Genomic DNA, 19,537 nt, shown 5'->3' on the forward strand with positions numbered 1-19,537 from the left:
GTTCGCTTTAGAACGAAAAAAGCCGCTGATGAAAGCGGCTTTTTGATTCGTATTATTCTATTTCTAGTTTGTAACCTATCCCGTAAATGGATTTGATGTAGTCACATTTTTCATTTATCGAGACCATTTTTTTGCGTAAGTTTTTGATATGGCTATCGATAGTGCGATCACTGACCACTCTTCTATCGTCGTAGATTTTATCAATCAATTGATCGCGACTATAAATGCGGCCAACATTTTGATAAAGAAGGTGCAAAAGCCGAAACTCAGCTGGCGTTAAACTTAGCTTAATACCACATAGGACGGCGGTCATACTCAATTCATCAATATCAATGGCGTTCGTTGCTGACGTGGCTTGGGGCTTGTTGGAACGGCGCAAAATATTTTTCACCCTCACAACCACTTCTCTCGGGCTGTACGGCTTACATATATAATCATCTGCACCCAGTTCAAGCCCAACGAGTCGATCAATCTCTTCGACCTTGGCTGTCGCCATAACCACTGGGATGTCACTGAACGTTCTCAGCTCTCGATAAATATCCAACCCGTCTCGATTGGGTAGCATGAGGTCGAGAATAATGAGTTTAGGCGATGCTTGCTTTACCCAGTCAATGACAAGGTTACCATCGATAATATGATGACTTTCAAGGCCAGAGTGCTCTAAGTACTCACACAGTACACTTGCTAATGCAGGCTCATCTTCGACGACTAAAATCACGATTTTATTTCCTTTGGTAACGCTATGATGATTCGTAGTCCACCCAATTCTGAGTGGTCGGCAGTAATGTGTCCTTGGTGCGCTTCAACGATATTTTTACAGATAGATAAGCCAAGCCCAGAACCGCCACTTGAGCGACTGCGCGATTTATCAACGCGGTAAAGCCTCTCAAACAAACGCGGAAGTGATGCATCAGGTACACCTGGATCACTGTCTTCAACGTTGATAATAATACTATCACTAATGTCGGTAACATCTATCGATACATGACCATTATCGCTAGTGTATCGTGCGCTATTTTCCAACAGATTCACAAACAGTTGTGTCAGTAATCTCTCATCACACGAGGTAAACAGTGGCGCCGAATGGTCATAGTGCTTTGTTAATGTGATGTTTTTTTGTTCTAAACGGATCGAGTTTTGAACGATCACAGAATCAATCAGTTTATGTATATCAACGTTGTTTTTAACATTGAGGTTAAATCCGATGTCATACAGGGAGAGTTGGTGAAGATCCTCAACGAGTTGACCCAGTGTGATGATTTGTTGATGTAACGAGTCGATGTATTTTGGTTCAGGTGATCGGATACCGTCTTGTAGCGCCTCTAGTTCACTTCTAAGCACGGTGATAGGCGTTCTAAGTTCATGTGAAATATCTGATAACCACTGTTCTCTAAGTGTTTTCTGTTTTCTTAGTGTCTCGACAACACCGTTGAATATTCCGATGAGATCGGACAATTCATCATTGCCGCTTTTTTTAATGTAGAAATCGAGATCGCCATTTTCGATAGATTTGGCACCTTTCGACAAAGCACGCAATGGTTTCAAAAATCGCCTAACAAGAAACAAAGAGATAAGGAATGAAAGCAACACGGTAATCGATGCGATAGTGCTTACATGCGTCGTTTGTTGTTTGAAAAAGCTTTCTGCTAAAGGCCCTGATATTTCATCCATCTGGACGATGGAGATATACCCAATAACTTGATCATCCAGTGTTATTTCGACTAGCGCTTGATGCTGACCATCTTCAAGGTGATGTAGGTTTTCAGGCGGTCCAATTATGGCTCGCCCGTCTTGATCTAAAATGTTGAGTCGTTGCCAAATAGGTTGAAGGCCTGGCGCTTCCGGCTCTCTTAATGGTGGTGGCGATGGGTGTCTGTCACGAGCATGTGGTCGTGAGGGGCCGCCAATGCTACTGGCGATTAAATGTGGTTCACGCTCTAGCCGCCTCCATTTTTCGGAAGGTGAGTAATATTGCTTTAAGTTATTGGCGAGTTCTTGAGCTAGGGCAATCTCATTATTATTTGTGAAATCTTGGAGCCCTCTTTGAAAACTGGAGTTAATAAAATAGGTCAGTACAAAGAGCATGGTCACGCACACCATTAGTATTGAAACAAACAGTTTGGTGAAAATTGATATGCGCACGTTCTCTCCAGAAATTAAAGTGAATTAAGACGATAGAGTGAGTTAAGACAATAAAATGAGATAAACCAATATTAGCCCTCGATCGTGTGGGAAATATGGACATTGATTTCTTTATTCATCTTAGGCCATGTATAAGCATCTTTTTGTTAGAAACGAATAGCGAGCTGACAGGGTGCTATACCCCATCAGCTCGCATTGAATTATCACTATTTTAGGATAACCCTCTAACCATTATTGACGTCTTGGTGGTGGTGGCGGAACTTCCTCTTCCGATAGACCACCGCTTCCATCTGCGTCTAGTTTATCAAAGTCATCGGCGAGTGGACCTCTGAGCTCTTCTAATTGTAATTCGCCATCACCGTTTGCATCCATTTCTTCAAAGCTTGGCATTTCTCTTGGGCCTTCACGGCTTTCAGCACACGCTTGAAGCGCGAATGTCGATGTCAGTAAAAGTAATGCTGTCGTGATTTTGTTCATAATTTAATTCCTATTCGTAACCAAATATAAGTGTATTTCTTTGACGCAAATAGGTTAGCGATCAAATTAGCAGAGAAAATGGATAAATCTAGGAGATGAAAGTTAGCGTTTAACTTTAATAGGGCATCAGTTCATCAGCCCATCAAGTCAGGTTGTTTAAACCTCCATTGTTTCTACATAGTTTCCACATTTTCTATTTTTATCCTAGTCCATTATTGAACTCATGAATTTAATGCCTTTAGCAATAAAGGCAGAAAGCTATCGTTGGTATTGAAATGGATTATTTTTTAGGAGCCGTAGAATGAAGGCAATGGTAAAAAAATCAGTCGTTGTCTCTTCTACGTTGTTGGTTGCTTCTTATAGTAACGCTGCGCTTTATAGGGTGGTTTTGGAGGAATCACCAGTAGAAACGGAATCGGTGTATGGGGTTGCAGTTGAACCAGAGCTTGGTACAACGGATTGCTTTAGTACCAGTTGTGGTGACACCGACTACGCATTCGCAGGGGAAGCTCAAAATGCAGAACCAGGTTTTTCCTTTAAAGAGGAGGTCCCCTTTGGTATCGATAACACGTTCTACTATTTGGATTATGACGATATCTATAGCTACTGCACAAGTGAACTTGGCTACGCGACTTGTGAAGCTTGGAGTTCTTTGTTGTGGTATGGCGATGAGGATGCAGGCATTGGAGGCTTGAGAAATGAGCGTGATGCATATTACGAGCTGAGCTATCAGACCAATTCCACGGCTTTCTATGACTCTTATTCGTTAAGTGATATCCCTGATGTTGGCAGTAATCCACCTGATGTGAGCAGTTATAGTTATTCCTTTGTTGATGGAACAGAGGAGAAGGTGATCACTAAAGTTGACGAGAATGGTTTTGTTCTTGGTAACACCAGCAGCGGTTATTACAGCTATAACAACCAATATATTCAGTTGTATAGGCAGCGTGGTTACTACGATACAGGCACTGAATTTACGGTTCTCCAACCTGAAGCCGATACCAGCATTACGATCAGCGATGCTGACGGCGAAGCGAATATAATCTCCCAAATGGGAAGAACGATGGCTTTTGATTCTTTCAGTTATGGAGGAGAAAGCTATGTGGTCGGAAGTGCGTCCGTTGCGACTTTTTATTACAGTGATGAGTATAAAGATTATGATTCTCCGTACACATCCGACAGTGATGCAGAGGATCTAGATAATTGTATCGATGAAGATATTGAGCCTGCTTTATATCCAGAGTGTCAGAACTTTGCTTTTGCTAATCGAGCTTTTGTCTGGAATATAACCGATGCGAATGGCCCCAATGATGATGGAAACCGTTTCTCAGTATCTGATTGGGAAACCAGTTCGACCTATTACTCTTACAACGATGATGAAGCTTCAGCACAGGCGAGTGTGAGGGCTGCAACGATTTCATCTAGAGGGACATATAGCTCTTATCCTGTTTTAGTTGGTTACAATACAGAGCTAGATGATTCTGATAACTTTCTTATGCAGGCTGCTGTGTTTAGGCCAAGCAGTACGTCAAATTTCAGCGTTTCGGAAAATGCTTGGACGACTACATTTATCGCTAATGCGACGGTAGAAGTGAGTGATTCATACATTCACAGTAATTCTGTCGCAACAGACATTAATGAAAACATGATGGTTATTGGTTATGCAAAACGAGATGGTGATTATCCGTCGGATCGTGTGTCTGACAATCGTATGTTTGTCGCTGATGCGAATGACACAACGCCAACAGCTACATTCTTCGCAAGTTTAGGTGAAGACATTTTCTTTGATAGTGCAGAAGGAAAAGCAAGTGAGATCAATAATTACAATGAAATTGTTGGCTATGTTGACGCAGAAACTCACTCTGAAGTAGACGGCCATGAAAGGAGGCATCGCGGCTTCATTTTCCCTTACAACGACATTGGTACCGATGCTGATAGACGTGCAAGATATAATGATCAAGCTTGGTGGTTAGACGACCTAACTAACGGTGGTGACTACAGTGATGCCAACAACCACTTTAGAATATTGGACGCAACCGACATTAATGATGCGGGTGTTATCTCAGGGACGGCAATACAATGTTTTGCGAGTGAAAGTAGCTCCTCTTCTATGGCTTATGATTCAACCGCGCACTTTGCATATTGTAATGATGGAGTAGGTGACGAGAGGGTGGTGGCTGTGAAACTTATCCCGATATCTGGAGCAACAAGTGAAGACATTGCTGAAAGAAGTGATGATAGCGCTGAAGATGTTGAACGTAGTGGTGCCGGTACCGGGTTATTGGTGCTTATCAGTTTGATGTCCGTGCTTTCAGTTCGCTTGAAAAAATCTCGTTCTGTGATTACCTAAATTGATGACGTGCTCACGAGAGAAACAACCTCTATTTGACCATCAACCATCAACCATCAATCATCAACCATTAAAGTAATGGGTTAGAGTTGATGGCTCACCCTATGAGAATACCATTGGGATATGAAGCTTTTTAAAAGAGCATCACCTGTTTTGTGATGCTCTTTTTACGTTCAACATACACTTATCTCTTTCTGCTTTAGCCCATAAAGCTCAAATGTAACAATTCAATAACATTCCTTCTTCTTCTGTAAATCAAACCACCCTCTTTCAATCCCTTGATAGCACTCATTTTCTTGTTGTGAGGTTTTGTGTGTAACAAATATTTTACAACTTGACGAGTTTTCAGCGTTACTGCCCATTTCCTTCCATCCATTCCAATCTTTCCGCTTGTGGGCCAAATTTAATCAAGGACAAAAATCACTTAACACAAAACCAGTAGGTACAAGGAGAAAGTTCATGGTGGAGTCATACAACCCGCTTGGCACAGATGGATTCGAGTTTGTTGAATACACGGCCGTTGACCACAAGGGAATAGAGCAACTTAAAGCGCTGTTTGTGTCACTTGGTTTTGCTGAGATAGCCAAGCACCGCTCAAAAGAAGCTTGGCTGTATCGACAAGGTGATATCAATTTTATCGTCAATGAACAGCCTCACAGCCAAGCGGAAGCGTTCGCTAAAGTCCACGGCCCATCGGTGTGTGGCATGGCGTTTCGTGTCAACGAAGCAACAGCTGCAATGGAGCAAGCGTTTAAGGGTGGCGGTGAAGAGTACAAGACAGAAATAGGGCCGATGGAGCTTAGCATTCCTGCCATTTACGGCATCGGTGAAAGCCTGCTCTATTTTGTGGATCGCTACGGCAAGCAGAGCATCTACGACGTCGATTTCCGATTCTATGATGACGCGCAAGAGCGCATGGCGAAAGCCGACGTAGGCCTTTATGAGATCGATCACCTCACGCACAACGTGAAACAAGGCAATATGGATCTGTGGTCTGGTTTTTATGAGCGTATCGGTAACTTTCGTGAGATTCGCTACTTCGACATTGAAGGTAAGCTGACAGGCCTTGTGAGCCGTGCCATGACCTCACCATGTGGCAAGATCCGTATTCCAATCAATGAGTCTTCAGATGACAAATCACAAATTGAAGAGTTCATTCGTGAATACAACGGCGAAGGTATCCAACACATCGCGCTTGCTACGGATGACATCTACAAAACGGTGAAAACCCTGCGTGATCGCGGCATGGACTTTATGCCAACCCCAGATACCTACTATGAGAAAGTTGACGATCGTGTAAAAGGCCACCGGGAAGATACCGATCTGTTGCGTGACCTACGCGTTCTGATTGATGGTGCGCCGACCAAAGACGGCATCTTGCTGCAAATTTTCACACAGACGGTAATCGGGCCTGTGTTCTTTGAAATCATTCAGCGTAAAGGCAACGAAGGTTTTGGCGAAGGCAACTTCAAGGCGCTGTTTGAATCGATTGAAGAGGACCAGATTCGTCGAGGAGTATTAGACGATGCATAAATGGATCTCGTTTCCTCATCGGGAGGGGGTGTGTTCTAAACAAGCGCATGCCGACTTCCCTGAAGAGGCAATCTATGAGCGAGAGGCGGGTCGAAGTGGTTTCTTCGGCCCTGCCGCTCACTTCCATCACCAACATGCCCCAACAGGTTGGTCGGAGTGGGAAGGTGATTTACGCCCTCGCGCTTTTGATTTTACGCTGGTGGAAAAAGCCAGCCAGATAACCCCTTGGGCGGTGCCTCATCTTTTGCACAACGCTGACTGCAAAATCCGAGTGTGGCGCATGGACGAGAAGATGGATTTCTTGGTGCGTAATTCCGATGGTGATGAGCTGTTGTTTATTCACCAAGGCAGTGCAAATCTCTATTGCGACTATGGTCATTTAGAAGTGAGTGAAGGGGATTACGTGATGATCCCGCGCTCAACCAACTGGCGCTTGGAGCCAAGCGAGCCGATGTTTATCTTGATGATTGAGAACACAGACGCCGCTTACTCATTGCCAGAGAAAGGCATGGTCGGCAATCACGCGGTGTTTGATCCTGCTGTGCTCGACATCCCTTCTATCAATGATCAATTTCGCGCTCAGTATTCAGAAAACCAGACTCAGGTTCAGGTAAAACGTCACGACAAAGTCAGCGTGATCACCTATCCGTTCAATCCATTGGATGCGATTGGCTGGCATGGCGACTTAGCGGTGGTGAAAGTGAATTGGCGCGATATCAGACCGCTGATGTCACATCGCTACCACTTGCCCCCTTCTGCGCACACCACCTTTGTGGGTGCAGGCTTTGTGGTGTGTACCTTTGTGCCGCGTCCGATTGAGAGCGACCCCGGTGCATTGAAAGTGCCTTTCTACCACAACAATGATGATTACGACGAAGTGTTGTTCTATCACGCTGGTGACTTTTTTAGCCGCGACAACATTGAAGCGGGCATGGTGACCTTTCACCCGGCGGGGTTTACGCACGGGCCTCATCCAAAGGCTTTTAAAACGGGTCAGGCGCATAAGAAGAAATTCACCGACGAAGTGGCGGTGATGATTGATACTCGCCACGCGCTGCAGTTCTCTGATGAACTCGATAACGTTGAGAACAAAGAATATGTCTACAGTTGGCAAGAGAAGTAAGGGGCAAGGATGAAATTAGCAACCAAGAAAAATGGCACTCGCGACGGTCTATTGATGGTCGTAAGTAAAGATCTTAAACAATGTGTAGCTGCCACCGAAATTTTCCATGCGATGCATCTAGCGCCAACCATGCAGGTAGCATTGGATAACTGGGACAGCGTTGCACCTCAGTTAGAAGAGTTATACACCTCGTTAAACAACGGACATGTCACAGGCAGTGAAGTGTTTGCACCTCAGTATTGTGAATCGCCTCTTCCACGCGCTTATCAATGGGCAGACGGCAGCGCTTATGTAAACCACGTTGAACTGGTGCGTAAGGCTCGTGGTGCTGAAATGCCAGAAAGCTTCTGGGTTGATCCACTCATGTACCAAGGCGGCTCAGATGCGTTTATCGGGCCGCGTGACAATATTGAGTTTGCCAGCGACGAATGGGGTATTGATTTCGAGGGTGAAGTTGCGGTTGTTACCGGAGATGTGCCAATGGGAGCCAGCGCCAAGCAAGCGCATGATTCGATTCGTTTACTGATGTTGGTGAACGATGTGTCACTGCGTGGCTTGATTCCAGCAGAGCTCGCGAAAGGCTTTGGCTTTTTCCAGTCTAAGCCTTCTTCGGCGTTCTCCCCGGTCGCAGTCACACCTGACGAGCTTGGCGAACAGTGGAAAGGCAGCAAGGTACATTTACCGCTGATATCGACCTACAACGACCAGCCTTTTGGTTGTCCGAATGCCGGTATAGATATGACTTTCAATTTTGCAGAGTTGGTTGTGCATGCAGCTAAAACTCGACCATTATCGGCGGGCGCGATCATAGGTTCAGGCACGGTTTCTAATAAACAAGGCACTGACCATGGCACCTCGATTTCTGAAGGTGGTGTGGGATATTCATGTATTGCTGAAGTACGCATGATAGAGACGATTCGTGATGGTAAACCGTCGACTCAATTCATGTCGTTTGGTGACTCGATCAAGCTTGAGATGCTTGATGCGGCGGGTGATTCCATTTTTGGCGCGATAGACCAAAAAGTGAGCCAGTATCGAGCGGTATAATCCACGTAATAGGGTTTCAGTATGAGCGAGAGCATCGTGAACAAGAACATTATACTTTACGGTTACTGGCGCTCTTCTGCTGCCTATCGGGTGCGTATTGGGTTGAACCTAAAACAGCTCAACTATGAGTCTAAATCGGTCCATTTGGTGCGTAATGGCGGCGAGCAGCATGATCCACAATATCGCGAACTCAATGCCAGTGAATTAGTGCCGGTGCTGGTGGATGGTGAAGTTAAACTCAATCAGTCGCTGACTATTTTGCAATACTTGGATGAAAGATATTTATGTGAGAGCAGCCCAGACTCCTTGTTGATTCCCGAGCAAACACCATTGCGCTATCAAGCGTTGGCAATGGCTCAGGATATTGCGATAGAAATTCACCCTCTGAACAACCTGCGCGTGTTGCAGTATTTGGAGCGGGAATTGTCGTGCGAGCAAGAGGCGAGAATGGACTGGCTTCATCATTGGATGAACCAAGGTTTCCGTGCTCTAGAAGAGAAACTGGCAAAGCACAGAAAAGCACACGGTGATTCGGTGTATAGCCTCACCGATTCACCATGCATTGTCGATATTTGCTTGGTGCCACAGGTGTATAATGCGCTGCGCTTTGGCGTTGATATGTCGCCTTATCCGCTGATTAACTCAATTGTCGAAGCGTGTAATCAGTTACCCGCTTTTATCGACGCGATGCCAGAGAACCAAGCGGATGCGAATGAGTCCATGTAGATTCACTGATGTAAATGCAAATACTCTTCCCTTGCGCTGCCAAAACCGCTTCTTGAAAGAAGCGGTTTCCAACATTAAATATATTAAATACAGTTAGTGTGTGAATATTTATCTCGTTTAGAACTAATATGGATTTAATAAAAAGCCTTGTTATTAATTAAAAGGCTTTACCCCAAGGTTTTATATTAGTGGTTTTTATCACTCGATAATATTAGTAATAAACAACACCTTCGCCTTTCGTTATCAGAGTGCCAGCTTCATTGGTGATTATTTTATCTAAATCAAATAATGAACCAATCGCCGCATTACCCAAGCCAGCTTCAACGAATTTACAAACGGCATCAATTTTTGGCCCCATAGAACCAGCAGGGAATGAAAACTCTGCTAAACCAGCAGGCGTTGCTTGCTTCATTTCTGCTTGGTCTTCTTTACCATAGTTACGGAAAATCGAACCATCGGTTAAGATAATAAACAAGTCGGCATGGATTTTTTCAGCCAGTAATTCAGCCGTAAGATCTTTGTCAATTACGCACTCTACGCCAGTACTCTTACCCTGTTCAATACTCACGGGAACGCCGCCGCCGCCACAAGCAATAACAAGGTTTTCTGTATCTAGAAGAGTTTCAATTTGCTGAATTTCAACAATGCTTTTTGGCATAGGAGAAGGCACAACGCGACGGTAGTACTCGCCATCAGCTTTAAATTGCATTGTGCTTTGAGCCATTAACTCTTTAGCTCGTTGCTCTGTATATACAGGGCCAACAAATTTAGTCGGGTTAGCAAACGCAGGGTCTTTTTTGCATACTTCAGTTTGCGTGACTAGCGTCGCTACGTCTAATTCAGGGTCAATGTTTCTTAGCTCTTGTTGTAACATGTAGCCCACCATGCCACAGGTTTGAGAGCCGAGTACATCCATTGGGTATGGGGTAGTCTCTGGCGAATATTCGCTATAAGCCGCGTTTTGTTCCATCAACAAACCTACTTGTGGGCCATTACCATGAACGATAACAATCTCATGCTCGCGTGCGATTGCAGCAATACTCGCCGCTGATTTGATTATATTTTCACGTTGGTTCTCAGCCGTTAATGCTTGGCCTCTTGCTAAAAGAGCGTTACCGCCTAAAGCTAATACTATGCGCATGATAATGTCTCCGATCATTTAATAATGATTTTATTTTACGTAGGGATTAACCGCTTGTTTCTAATTAAATTCAAGCTTATTAATAACAGTGACTAAGTTTTTAATTACTCTTAAGTAATTAACATGCCGAGATAGTATGGGAAAATAACCGTCCTAAATGTGATAGCTATCAAATTATTATTTAACTAGAAATGGAGCTGTGGAAACAGGAGTTATTGCAATTCGATTAAATATCCATAATCTTGGATACAATCTAGCGGTGGAGTCTTTTGGGGTATAAATGATTCGCGTTTAGTGAATATTATCTCTGGCTATAAAATGATTAATTTTCTATTTTTGTTTTAAATATGATGAGCAGATCGCATTAAGGACTTTAGAAAAGGTACGGGGCTAAACAGATGAGAGGGGTCATGAGTTCAAATAGTCGTTTAGATTCGGTTTTCAATCGGCTGCCTTTACTCCAGATGTTATCTGACAGCCAAATGAAAATCGGAGATAGTTAGCCACTTTCTAAGGCTCAACACTAAAGCGAAACAACACTCTTTATCTCTTCCAAAACCTCGGCGTTAGCGATAGCCCCGAGGTTTTCTACATTTTTGCCATTGATCACCTGTTTCACAGCCAACTCCACCAGTTTGCCAGAGCGTGTTTTTGGCACGTCGCTGATCGCAAATATCTGGCTTGGCACGTGTCTTGGCGAACAAGAGGATTTGAGTTTGCTTTTGATGGCTGTCAGTAACTTTTCATCTAAACTCACACCTTGCTGCAGCTGAACAAACAACCATACCTGTTCATTGCGGTCGATGTTTTTACCGACTGCTATCGAATCGATGATGCCGTCAATGGTGTTCACTTGCTGATAGATTTCGGCCGTACCAATTCGCACGCCACCGGGGTTGAGTGTGGTGTCGCCTCGCCCATAGAACAGATAGCCCCCATGAACGCTCTGTGCGACTTCATCACCGTGATGCCACACATTGTCGAATCTATCCCAATAGGTGCTGTGATAGCGCTCTCCGGTGTCATTCCAAAAGCCAGCGGGGAAGTTGGGTAGGGAGTTGGTGCATACTAATTCGCCACGTTCGTGATCGACCTTTTGACCAGACGAATTGAACACCTTGATGTCGACGCCGAGCCCGGCCTGTTGGCACTCACCGCGATACACAGGCGAGATTGGGTTACCCAAAACAAAGCAGCCACAAATATCCGTGCCGCCAGAAATCGACGCTAAATGCAGGTCTTGCTTGATGTGCTTGTAAACGTAATCGAACTGCTCTGGGTAAAGCACAGAACCCGTCGAGCACAGTGTTCTTAATTGAGGCAGAGAGTGGCTGTCGATTGGTGAGAGTTCGGCTTTCTCAATCGCTTCTATGTACTTGGCTGAGGTGCCAAATGTCGATACGTCAGCACGCTGCGCTAAATCCCATAGAACGTTAGGTTGCGGGTAAACCGGGCTACCATCAAAGATAACCAAACAAGCACCGCTGGCGAGCGCAGATACGTGCCAGTTCCACATCATCCAACCACAAGTGGTGTAGTAGAACACGCGATCTCTTGGTTTAATATCGCAATGAAGCTGATGCTCTTTTAGGTGGTTGATGGTAGTGCCACCGACAGAATGCACTATACATTTGGGTTTGCCTGTGGTGCCTGAAGAGTAGAGTACAAACAACGGTTCATTGAAGCCGACACGAGTAAATCGAAGAGGTTTTGTCTGATAGTGATTAATGATGCTGTGCCAGCTTAGAATCGACACATCATGTTCAACTTTTTTCTTCTCTAAATCGCTCTTCTCTAAGTCATTACTCGGTTTCAAATAACCGATCTCACACACCTGTTTTAATTCGTTTAAGTGTTCGATGATTTCACGGTTCTTGCCCGCCATATCGAACGTTTTGCCATTGAAGGTGTAACCGTCACAGGTGAACAGCACCTTAGGTTTCACCTGTCCGAATCGCTCAATCACACTCTCTACTCCAAAATCAGGCGAGGTCGATGTCCAAATCGCGCCTAAGCTGGTGGCGGCTAGCATGGCTATCACGGTTTGTGGCAGATAGGGAGTATACGCAGCAACTATATCACCTTGTTTCACTCCGCTATCGACAAGCCATTGCTGAACACTAGAGACAGCTTCACACAGGGTTTCCCATGTATAACTCTGTTGTTCGCCACGTTCATTCTCAAACCAAATCGCAAGCTCATCAGGCATGGTGTGTGCCAAACGCAGCAAGTTCTCGGCGTAGTTTACTTGTGCATTGGGAAACCAAACCGCATCACGGTTCGATTTAGGCTGCTGCCAGCGGCTCCCACCTTGAGCTTTGATGGTCTCGCTTTCTGCCTTGTTAATAGAGTCTTGTGAGCCGACTACTCCACAAAACTGCCATACGTTTTGCCAAAATGATTCCGGATGTTCCACAGACCATTGATGGAGTTCGGTGTAGCTTTTTACGTCCCTATCTAGGTTTAACCCAGACTGTTCAAGGCTATCGATAAATCGGGTTAAGTTGGCATCGGCGATACGCTGCTCGCTTGGCTGCCAAATGGGCTTATTGCTTTCGTGCATTCCTTTACCTTTAACAAAAAGTTAACGTTTTCAGTCTGGTATTTAGGTTTTACAAAGTCAAAAGTTCAGCAAAATAAGTGTCTGGCGGAATTGTGTAAATAAAATGTTACACGATCGCTTGTTTCGAAAAATCGCGCAAATTGGCGCTTATAAGGAGTGGAGATAGGCTTAAAGTGAGACATTCGAAAGGAGGTGTGTAATGACTCAATATCATTCTAAGCCCGTGAGCCAAGAGGGATGGGTTGAGTGGAGCCTCGAAGAAGACGCTATTTGGCACGACTTAGTGAAAAGGCAACTGGACGTGATTAATGACCGCGCATGCGATGCTTATTTGCACGGTTTGACCTTGCTGGATCTACCATTAGACAGAGTTCCCCAGCTGCCAGAGATAAATAAAGTGCTAATGGAAACAACCGGTTGGCAAGTTCAGCCTGTGCCTGCATTGATCGATTTCGACCGATTCTTTGATTTGCTCGCCAATAAGAAATTCCCAGTTGCGACATTTCTGAGAACGCGAGACGAGTTCGATTACTTACAAGAACCTGATTTCTTTCATGAAATTTTCGGCCATTGTGCCATGCTCACTAATGCCGATTTCGCGGCTTTCACTGAGCATTATGGAAAACTAGGCCAAGCCGCCACATCTAAACAGCGCGCTTATCTTGCCCGTTTGTATTGGTTTACGGTTGAGTTCGGTTTAGTAAAAGAAGGCCAACAACTGAAAATCTATGGCGGTGGCATTCTTTCGTCTCCAGCGGAAACTATGTATGCGTTGGGAGGGGATTTGGCCGTTCGCGAGCGGTTCGATCTGCAAACGGTTTTAAGAACGCCTTATCGTATCGACATCATGCAGCCGAAATATTACGTGATCGACGAGCTATCTGAGCTCTTTAAAATCAGTCAGGAAAACCTATTACAGCAAGCTGATCTCGCCATCGATGCGGGGTTACTACCACCACTTTTTGAACCCAAGGAACCAACACATGTTGAATGAACAAAAATGCGAAGCCTGCAGTATCGACGCGATTGCCCTAAGTGAAGATGAACAACAATCTTTACTGTTGGAGTTGTCAGACTGGCAGATCATCGAAAGAGACGGCATCCCGCAGCTTGAGAAGGTGTTCAAGTTTAAGAACTACAAGCAAGCATGGGCATTCAGCAACATAGTGTCAGAACTGGCAGAAGAAGAGTTCCACCATCCTTCGATCTTATTGGAGTGGGGCAAAGTCACCGTCACTTGGTGGAGCCACTCAATCAAAGGCCTGCACAAAAATGACTTCATCTGCGCCTCACGCTGCGATGTGTTCGCGGTGAGTGAATAGTTTTGTAGGTTAGGAGTTACTCTTGCAACCTCTGTGATGCGATTAACTCATTATTCGGCTCATAATGTGAGTTGAATAATTGCCTTAAACAGCTCATAGTATGAGTTGAATAAGTGATACTTTCGCATCATGGGGTGTAATATGTGGATTTGGCAGCAAGATAATTGGCCAAACTTTGTTTGGGATAATCAGAAAATAGGCGTGAGGTTAAGAGAAGTACGGCTTAATCAGGGCATTCTATTGGGCAAGATTACCTCACAGTCGGCAGATCAATCCCAAACCATGCTCGACACCTTATTAGCGAACATAGTCCATTCCAGTGCGATTGAGGGAGAAAAGCTTAATGCTTTCTCGGTCCGGTCTTCTTTAGCCAATAAACTCGGTGTCAGTGAAGATCGACCTTTTCCAACGACAGAACAAACCGATGGCCTAGCTGAAATTATGTTGGATGCGGTGCAGAACCTAACAGAGCCACTAGCGCTTGATAGGATCTTACATTGGCACGATAGACTGTTTCCTCAAGGCTACACCATGTTTAACCCTGTAGTTGGAGGTCAGCTACGAGGTGACGCTCCGATGCAAGTGGTATCAGGAAGAATTGACCGCCCAACCGTGCACTTTGAAGCGCCTAGCCGAGACATTCTTGATGCTGAGCTAGATACATTTATCAAATGGTTTAATGATTCACTTACCGACGCCACACTCGATCCTCTATTGCGAGCCGCAATCACTCACCTTTGGTTTATCACCTTACACCCGTTAGATGATGGTAATGGTCGTATTACTCGATTGTTGACCGACTTGGCATTAGCACAGGCCGAGCAGCAGTCGGTACGCTTCTATGCGATGTCGGTGGGAATTCTCGCTAACCGCAAGCATTACTACGAGATATTGGAGCGAACCCAGAAAGGGGGACTCGATATTAGCGAATGGTTGATGTGGTTCTTAGATACGTTAGACGAGACGTTTACAGGGGTTTTCGTTGAGGTCGACCAAACTGTATATAAGACCAACTATTGGCGCAGCATCGACCAAACCAAGCTTACAGCAGAGCAAGTAAAAGTGCTGAATAGGATGCTCGATGGTGATTTTTCAGAAGGTATCAATGCCAGCCAATATCAGAAAGTAGCAAAGGTGAGTAGTGCCACAGCAACACGTCATTTGAACGCTTTGATTGAGCATGGCTGCTTAGTTAAATCTGGTTCTGGTGGTAGAAGCACGCGCTATCTGTTGCCTGAGTAGGGTTTATACACCCATATTCATTTCTATACTTAAAAGCTGCTAACGTTCAGAGTGAATGTTGACAGCTTTTTAGGTTTCCAATTTCATAATTTTATACAGTGAGTCATAGAGGTAATTAGACTTAACCATTAACCCAATAGAGGTGATGTTTAACTAATTGATTTTATTTAACTTGCTTTGAATGTTTCATCAATCACTTTAATATGTAGGCTGTATTTTGATTTTATGTCTTACATCAGAGGTCACATGCTCTATAAGTTCTTACCCTATGACAGAGTAGATGTTATAAGCGATTTAAGAATCCGATTTTCGCCGTTAGACTCTCTAAATGATCCATATGAAGCATTACCATCAATCGATTTGTCTAGTTTGAGAGAGCAAGAAGTATTGAAGGTGAATGATCGTTTAGACTCATTATGGGAGCGGACTGCCGATGAAGAAAAAACTGAAGATAATTGGCAAATATTATCAAATGGTAGACAAGAATTAGTGGCGCATATTACGAATCGATTAGGTTCTTCAGAAGTAAGGACTGAGTTGATGGGCTTATTCGGAGACAAGTTTGGTATCTTGTCTTTGTCTCGCACTAAACAAAATCTTTTGATGTGGTCACATTATTCCAGTGCCATGACTGGTTACGTCATTGGTTTTGATGAAAGCCACGAATTTTTCCACAGGCCAACTTTATTTGGAGAGCCGACTAAGCCATCACCTGTAAAATACTCGGAATCTCGAATGCAATTTAATGTTCACAGTGGTGATAAACTTGACCTTCTATGCCATAAGCCATTGGATTGGGCGTATGAGCAGGAAGAAAGGTTGTTCCTTTCACTAATGGATGATGAGTTCAAGACAGAACATAAAGACAATTTTGGTAATAGCGTCTACCTCTACCCAATCCCCCCTGAGGCAATTCATAGCGTTTATATAGGAGCTAGAGCATCTTCCGAAATTAAGAGAAAAATTCAACTCGCAATCAGAACAAATAATTTAGATTGCAAAATTTATTTAGGTGATTTGTCTGAAACTGAATACAAAGTAGATTTTTCGGAAGTTGAGCTTAAAGATTTGATAAATTGATACAGTATTTAAAATGTTCCGGGGCTTACTGTGAGCCTTTTATTGGCAAATAACTCGCGGTAACACTTTTCCCAACTCCCCTTAGCTTGACCTGCATCAGTGACTTGCTTGGTTTCGGGTCTCATAAACCCTTTCTGTTACTCATAGTATTGGTTTTATGAGGCTGCTCTATGATATATTTCTCGGCCAAGTGTATTACAGACGAAGGCTAGCAATGTCTATCAACCTTTCACTCCTTCCACCCAGCGAGAAAAATAAAATCGAACTGGATAAGCAAGCATCGTTTCTTGTATGGAAACTGAAGCAAGCGAAATGTGGCCCTGAAGCCATTGTTGAAGAAGCAATGAAGCTAGGTGACCCAGATGAAAAGGTGTGGTTTGAACAGTCTGTAGAAAAATACAAACGGGTAATGGGTGTCGCATAAACGCAGACAAACCTTGCCCAGCAGTGCTGTAGAATTGAAATGACACAGTAATTTGCTAGAATTTGCACCGTTAATTGAATCAGAGAGAAGATCCCGATGGGAAGAAGTTTTGAAGTGCGCAAGGCCTCAATGGCGAAAACTGCAGGCGCAAAAATTAAAGTTTATTCTAAATACGGTAAAGAGATTTACGTACTGGCTAAGAACGGCAGCTCTGACCCAGACATGAACCTACCTCTTAAGCACCTGATTGCTAAAGCGAAGAAAGACCAAGTACCAGCACACGTTATCGAAAAAGCGATCGATAAAGCGAATGGCGGCGGCGGTGAAGACTTCCAACCAGCTCGTTACGAAGGTTTTGGCCCAGGTGGCACAAGTGTAATCGTTGACTGTCTAACTGATAACGGCAACCGTACTTTCCAAGACGTTCGTCAATGTTTCGTTAAGACTGGCGCGAAAATCGGTGTTGAAGGTACTGTGTCTCACATGTTCGCTCACCAAGCTGTATTCCAGTTCAAAGGCGAAGATGACGAGATCATCCTAGAAACGCTTATGATGGAAGACGTAGACGTGACTGACGTTGAGCTAGAAGACGGTGTAATCACTGTATTCGCTCCAACGACTGAGTTCTTCAAAACGAAGACTGCACTAAACACAGCGTTCCCAGAGCTAACGCTAGACGTTGAGGAAATCACTTTCGTTCCTCAAACGACTACACCAGTAGCTGAAGAAGATTCTGAGAAGTTCCAGAAGTTCTTAGACATGCTTGACGACTGTGATGACGTTCAGCAGGTTTACCACAACGCTGAGCTGTAATCTTTACAGTAACAACAGTTATTAAAAAACCGAGCCTAGTGCTCGGTTTTTTTATGAACGTTATACCTGATTTTCCTTGATCATCGTTCCATAATGTACGGCTGACAAAGCGTTCTCTGGTCGCGATTTATCGCTGAACTTCATTATATTGTTCGTCTTATCCCGACATGAATCTGATTTAAGTACTCCCTGAGTATCATCGGGGTGATCGCCAAGCGTATTTAGTGTACAAAGAAAGAAAATATCAGCCAAAGGCTTTGACCCTGCTTATTGATGCATTGATTGAGAGTGTTCGATCTTTTCATAGCGATGGTTTGGTCAAATAAAAGGAGAAAGAAATGAAAGTAAGTTTTATCGGGCTAGGCGTTATGGGTTTCCCAATGGCAGGCCATCTAGTCAAAGCCGGTTTTGAAGTAACGGTATTTAACCGCACTCACAGCAAAGCGCTAGGCTGGGCTGATAAACACCAAGGTAAAGCGGCTGAATCTGTGGCTGAGTGTGTAGCGGAAGCTGACGTGGTATTGGTTTGTGTGGGTAACGATGACGACGTACGCAGCATGACAACCAGCGAAACAGGCGCATTGGCAGCGATGAAGCCAAACGCGATTCTTGTCGATCACACTACAACGTCTGCAGTTCTGTCTGAAGAGCTTGAAGTGGCAGCGAAGCAAGCCGGTATTCGCTTTATGGATGCACCTGTATCTGGTGGCCAAGCGGGCGCAGAAAATGGCGTGCTAACCATCATGTGTGGTGGCGAACAAGCGCTTTTCAACGACCTTCAACCTGTGTTCGAAGCTTACGGTAAGTCGTCAGTTCTTATGGGTAAAGTCGGCCAAGGCCAACGCGCGAAAATGGTTAACCAGATCTGCATTGCAGGAGTGTTGAATGGCTTATCTGAAGGCTTAGTGCTTGCTGAAAAATCAGGTTTGGATATCCCAACTCTGGTTGATTGCCTTAAAAACGGCGCTGCTGGCTCATGGCAGATGGAAAACCGTGCTACCACAATGGCACAAGACAAGTTCGATTTTGGCTTTGCAATTGATTGGATGATCAAAGACTTAGGTTTCTGTCTAGATGAAGCTGAGCGCCAAGGCATCCAGCTTCCACTGACTGAAAAGACCAACAACGCCTACAAGGCACTGTCTGCCGAAGGACAAGGCCGCATGGATACATCAGTATTGATGAAAGCCGTGGTTGAAGAGACAAAGAAGTAGAAAGATCGAAGTAATAGGAACTTCGTTTAGATAACTAAAAATAGCCGCGGATTAGCGGCTATTTTTTTGGTTTGAGCTCTGCCGAGTGCGTTAATCCAAAATAAATCCCCTCCTAGCCTCCCCTTGATTCATATGTAGATCCCTTGCTGATCGTGGAGAGGGGAGGAATAGAACATCGATCGTTAAAAGTGTCGATATATGTTCAGTGCTAAAGAAAGTTCTCCCCCTCTGCTAAAGATCTAGAGATATTGATGAACCCAGATTGAGGGGGAGTTAGAGGGGGAGGTAACTATGGCTAATTATGCGAATAGTGTTCGTCTAGTTCCTATAAGGTTGAGAC

Annotated in this window: 17 protein-coding genes and 1 pseudogene; 13 read left to right on the forward strand and 5 right to left on the reverse strand. The window is 44.4% G+C overall.

The genetic code is table 11. From position 1 onward, the window contains the following. Positions 1-52: 52 nt before the first annotated feature. From BCU07_RS15035 to BCU07_RS15045, 3 genes are all read right to left on the reverse strand, one after another. Complete coding sequence (locus BCU07_RS15035; RefSeq protein WP_010432275.1) at positions 53-718, reverse strand: response regulator; 666 nt, start codon at positions 716-718, stop codon at positions 53-55. Then, positions 715-2,085: an ATP-binding protein gene (locus BCU07_RS15040; protein WP_102428107.1), complete on the reverse strand. Its 1,371-nt coding sequence runs from the start codon at positions 2,083-2,085 to the stop codon at positions 715-717. Before BCU07_RS15040 ends, BCU07_RS15035 begins: the two co-directional genes overlap by 4 nt. Before the next feature lie 288 nt (positions 2,086-2,373). After that, positions 2,374-2,619, reverse strand: coding sequence for a hypothetical protein (locus tag BCU07_RS15045; RefSeq protein WP_017072318.1), 246 nt, complete (start codon positions 2,617-2,619; stop codon positions 2,374-2,376). A 301-nt stretch (positions 2,620-2,920) separates the two neighbouring features. On the opposite strand from BCU07_RS15045, the gene BCU07_RS15050 reads away from it, so the two are divergent. The 5 genes from BCU07_RS15050 to maiA all read left to right on the forward strand — a co-directional run bounded on the left by BCU07_RS15050 (position 2,921) and on the right by maiA (position 9,398). Continuing rightward, positions 2,921-4,969, forward strand: coding sequence for a DUF3466 family protein (locus BCU07_RS15050; RefSeq protein ID WP_016787470.1), 2,049 nt, complete (start codon positions 2,921-2,923; stop codon positions 4,967-4,969). A gap of 459 nt (positions 4,970-5,428) precedes the next feature. After that, positions 5,429-6,502: a 4-hydroxyphenylpyruvate dioxygenase gene (gene hppD / locus BCU07_RS15055; protein ID WP_016785453.1), complete on the forward strand. Its 1,074-nt coding sequence runs from the start codon at positions 5,429-5,431 to the stop codon at positions 6,500-6,502. Beyond that, entirely contained in the window at positions 6,495-7,625 is a 1,131-nt protein-coding gene (locus BCU07_RS15060; protein ID WP_102428108.1) for a homogentisate 1,2-dioxygenase, read from the forward strand. Before hppD ends, BCU07_RS15060 begins: the two co-directional genes overlap by 8 nt. A gap of 9 nt (positions 7,626-7,634) precedes the next feature. After that, positions 7,635-8,672 carry a fumarylacetoacetate hydrolase family protein gene (locus BCU07_RS15065; protein ID WP_102428109.1) on the forward strand — a complete coding sequence of 346 codons (1,038 nt, stop codon included), beginning with the start codon at positions 7,635-7,637 and terminating at the stop codon, positions 8,670-8,672. A 21-nt stretch (positions 8,673-8,693) separates the two neighbouring features. Further along, the gene (gene maiA, locus BCU07_RS15070; protein WP_102332321.1) at positions 8,694-9,398 is read left to right on the forward strand and encodes a maleylacetoacetate isomerase; all 705 of its coding nucleotides are present in this window, start codon (positions 8,694-8,696) and stop codon (positions 9,396-9,398) included. Between the two features lie 211 nt (positions 9,399-9,609). On the opposite strand, the gene BCU07_RS15075 is transcribed toward maiA, so the two are convergent. Continuing rightward, entirely contained in the window at positions 9,610-10,539 is a 930-nt protein-coding gene (locus BCU07_RS15075) for a carbamate kinase (RefSeq protein WP_102332320.1), read from the reverse strand. A 523-nt stretch (positions 10,540-11,062) separates the two neighbouring features. Beyond that, positions 11,063-13,102, reverse strand: coding sequence for an acetoacetate--CoA ligase (locus BCU07_RS15080; RefSeq protein WP_102428110.1), 2,040 nt, complete (start codon positions 13,100-13,102; stop codon positions 11,063-11,065). A 199-nt stretch (positions 13,103-13,301) separates the two neighbouring features. Here BCU07_RS15080 and phhA point away from each other — a divergent pair, with 199 nt between their 5' ends. The 8 genes and pseudogenes from phhA to BCU07_RS15120 all read left to right on the forward strand — a co-directional run bounded on the left by phhA (position 13,302) and on the right by BCU07_RS15120 (position 19,197). Beyond that, positions 13,302-14,096: a phenylalanine 4-monooxygenase gene (phhA, locus tag BCU07_RS15085; protein ID WP_017065113.1), complete on the forward strand. Its 795-nt coding sequence runs from the start codon at positions 13,302-13,304 to the stop codon at positions 14,094-14,096. Further along, the gene (locus BCU07_RS15090; RefSeq protein ID WP_017065112.1) at positions 14,086-14,424 is read left to right on the forward strand and encodes a 4a-hydroxytetrahydrobiopterin dehydratase; all 339 of its coding nucleotides are present in this window, start codon (positions 14,086-14,088) and stop codon (positions 14,422-14,424) included. Before phhA ends, BCU07_RS15090 begins: the two co-directional genes overlap by 11 nt. A 141-nt stretch (positions 14,425-14,565) precedes the next feature. Continuing rightward, positions 14,566-15,666 carry a Fic family protein gene (locus tag BCU07_RS15095; RefSeq protein WP_102428111.1) on the forward strand — a complete coding sequence of 367 codons (1,101 nt, stop codon included), beginning with the start codon at positions 14,566-14,568 and terminating at the stop codon, positions 15,664-15,666. Between the two features lie 246 nt (positions 15,667-15,912). Then, positions 15,913-16,746 (forward strand): DUF2971 domain-containing protein, encoded by an 834-nt coding sequence (locus BCU07_RS15100; protein ID WP_050620226.1) that lies wholly within the window; start codon positions 15,913-15,915, stop codon positions 16,744-16,746. A gap of 214 nt (positions 16,747-16,960) precedes the next feature. After that, positions 16,961-17,170, forward strand: coding sequence for a DUF3283 family protein (locus BCU07_RS15105; protein WP_008216860.1), 210 nt, complete (start codon positions 16,961-16,963; stop codon positions 17,168-17,170). A gap of 96 nt (positions 17,171-17,266) precedes the next feature. Then, positions 17,267-17,983 carry a YebC/PmpR family DNA-binding transcriptional regulator gene (locus BCU07_RS15110; RefSeq protein ID WP_010432326.1) on the forward strand — a complete coding sequence of 239 codons (717 nt, stop codon included), beginning with the start codon at positions 17,267-17,269 and terminating at the stop codon, positions 17,981-17,983. 161 nt (positions 17,984-18,144) lie between these two features. Beyond that, positions 18,145-18,309, forward strand: a pseudogene (locus BCU07_RS15115) (LysR family transcriptional regulator); the annotation flags it as partial. 12 nt (positions 18,310-18,321) lie between these two features. After that, positions 18,322-19,197, forward strand: coding sequence for an NAD(P)-dependent oxidoreductase (locus BCU07_RS15120; RefSeq protein WP_102428112.1), 876 nt, complete (start codon positions 18,322-18,324; stop codon positions 19,195-19,197). The last annotated feature ends 340 nt before the right edge of the window (positions 19,198-19,537 follow it).

This window comes from Vibrio sp. 10N.261.54.E10 (assembly GCF_002877735.2).
GTDB lineage: Bacteria > Pseudomonadota > Gammaproteobacteria > Enterobacterales > Vibrionaceae > Vibrio > Vibrio crassostreae_C.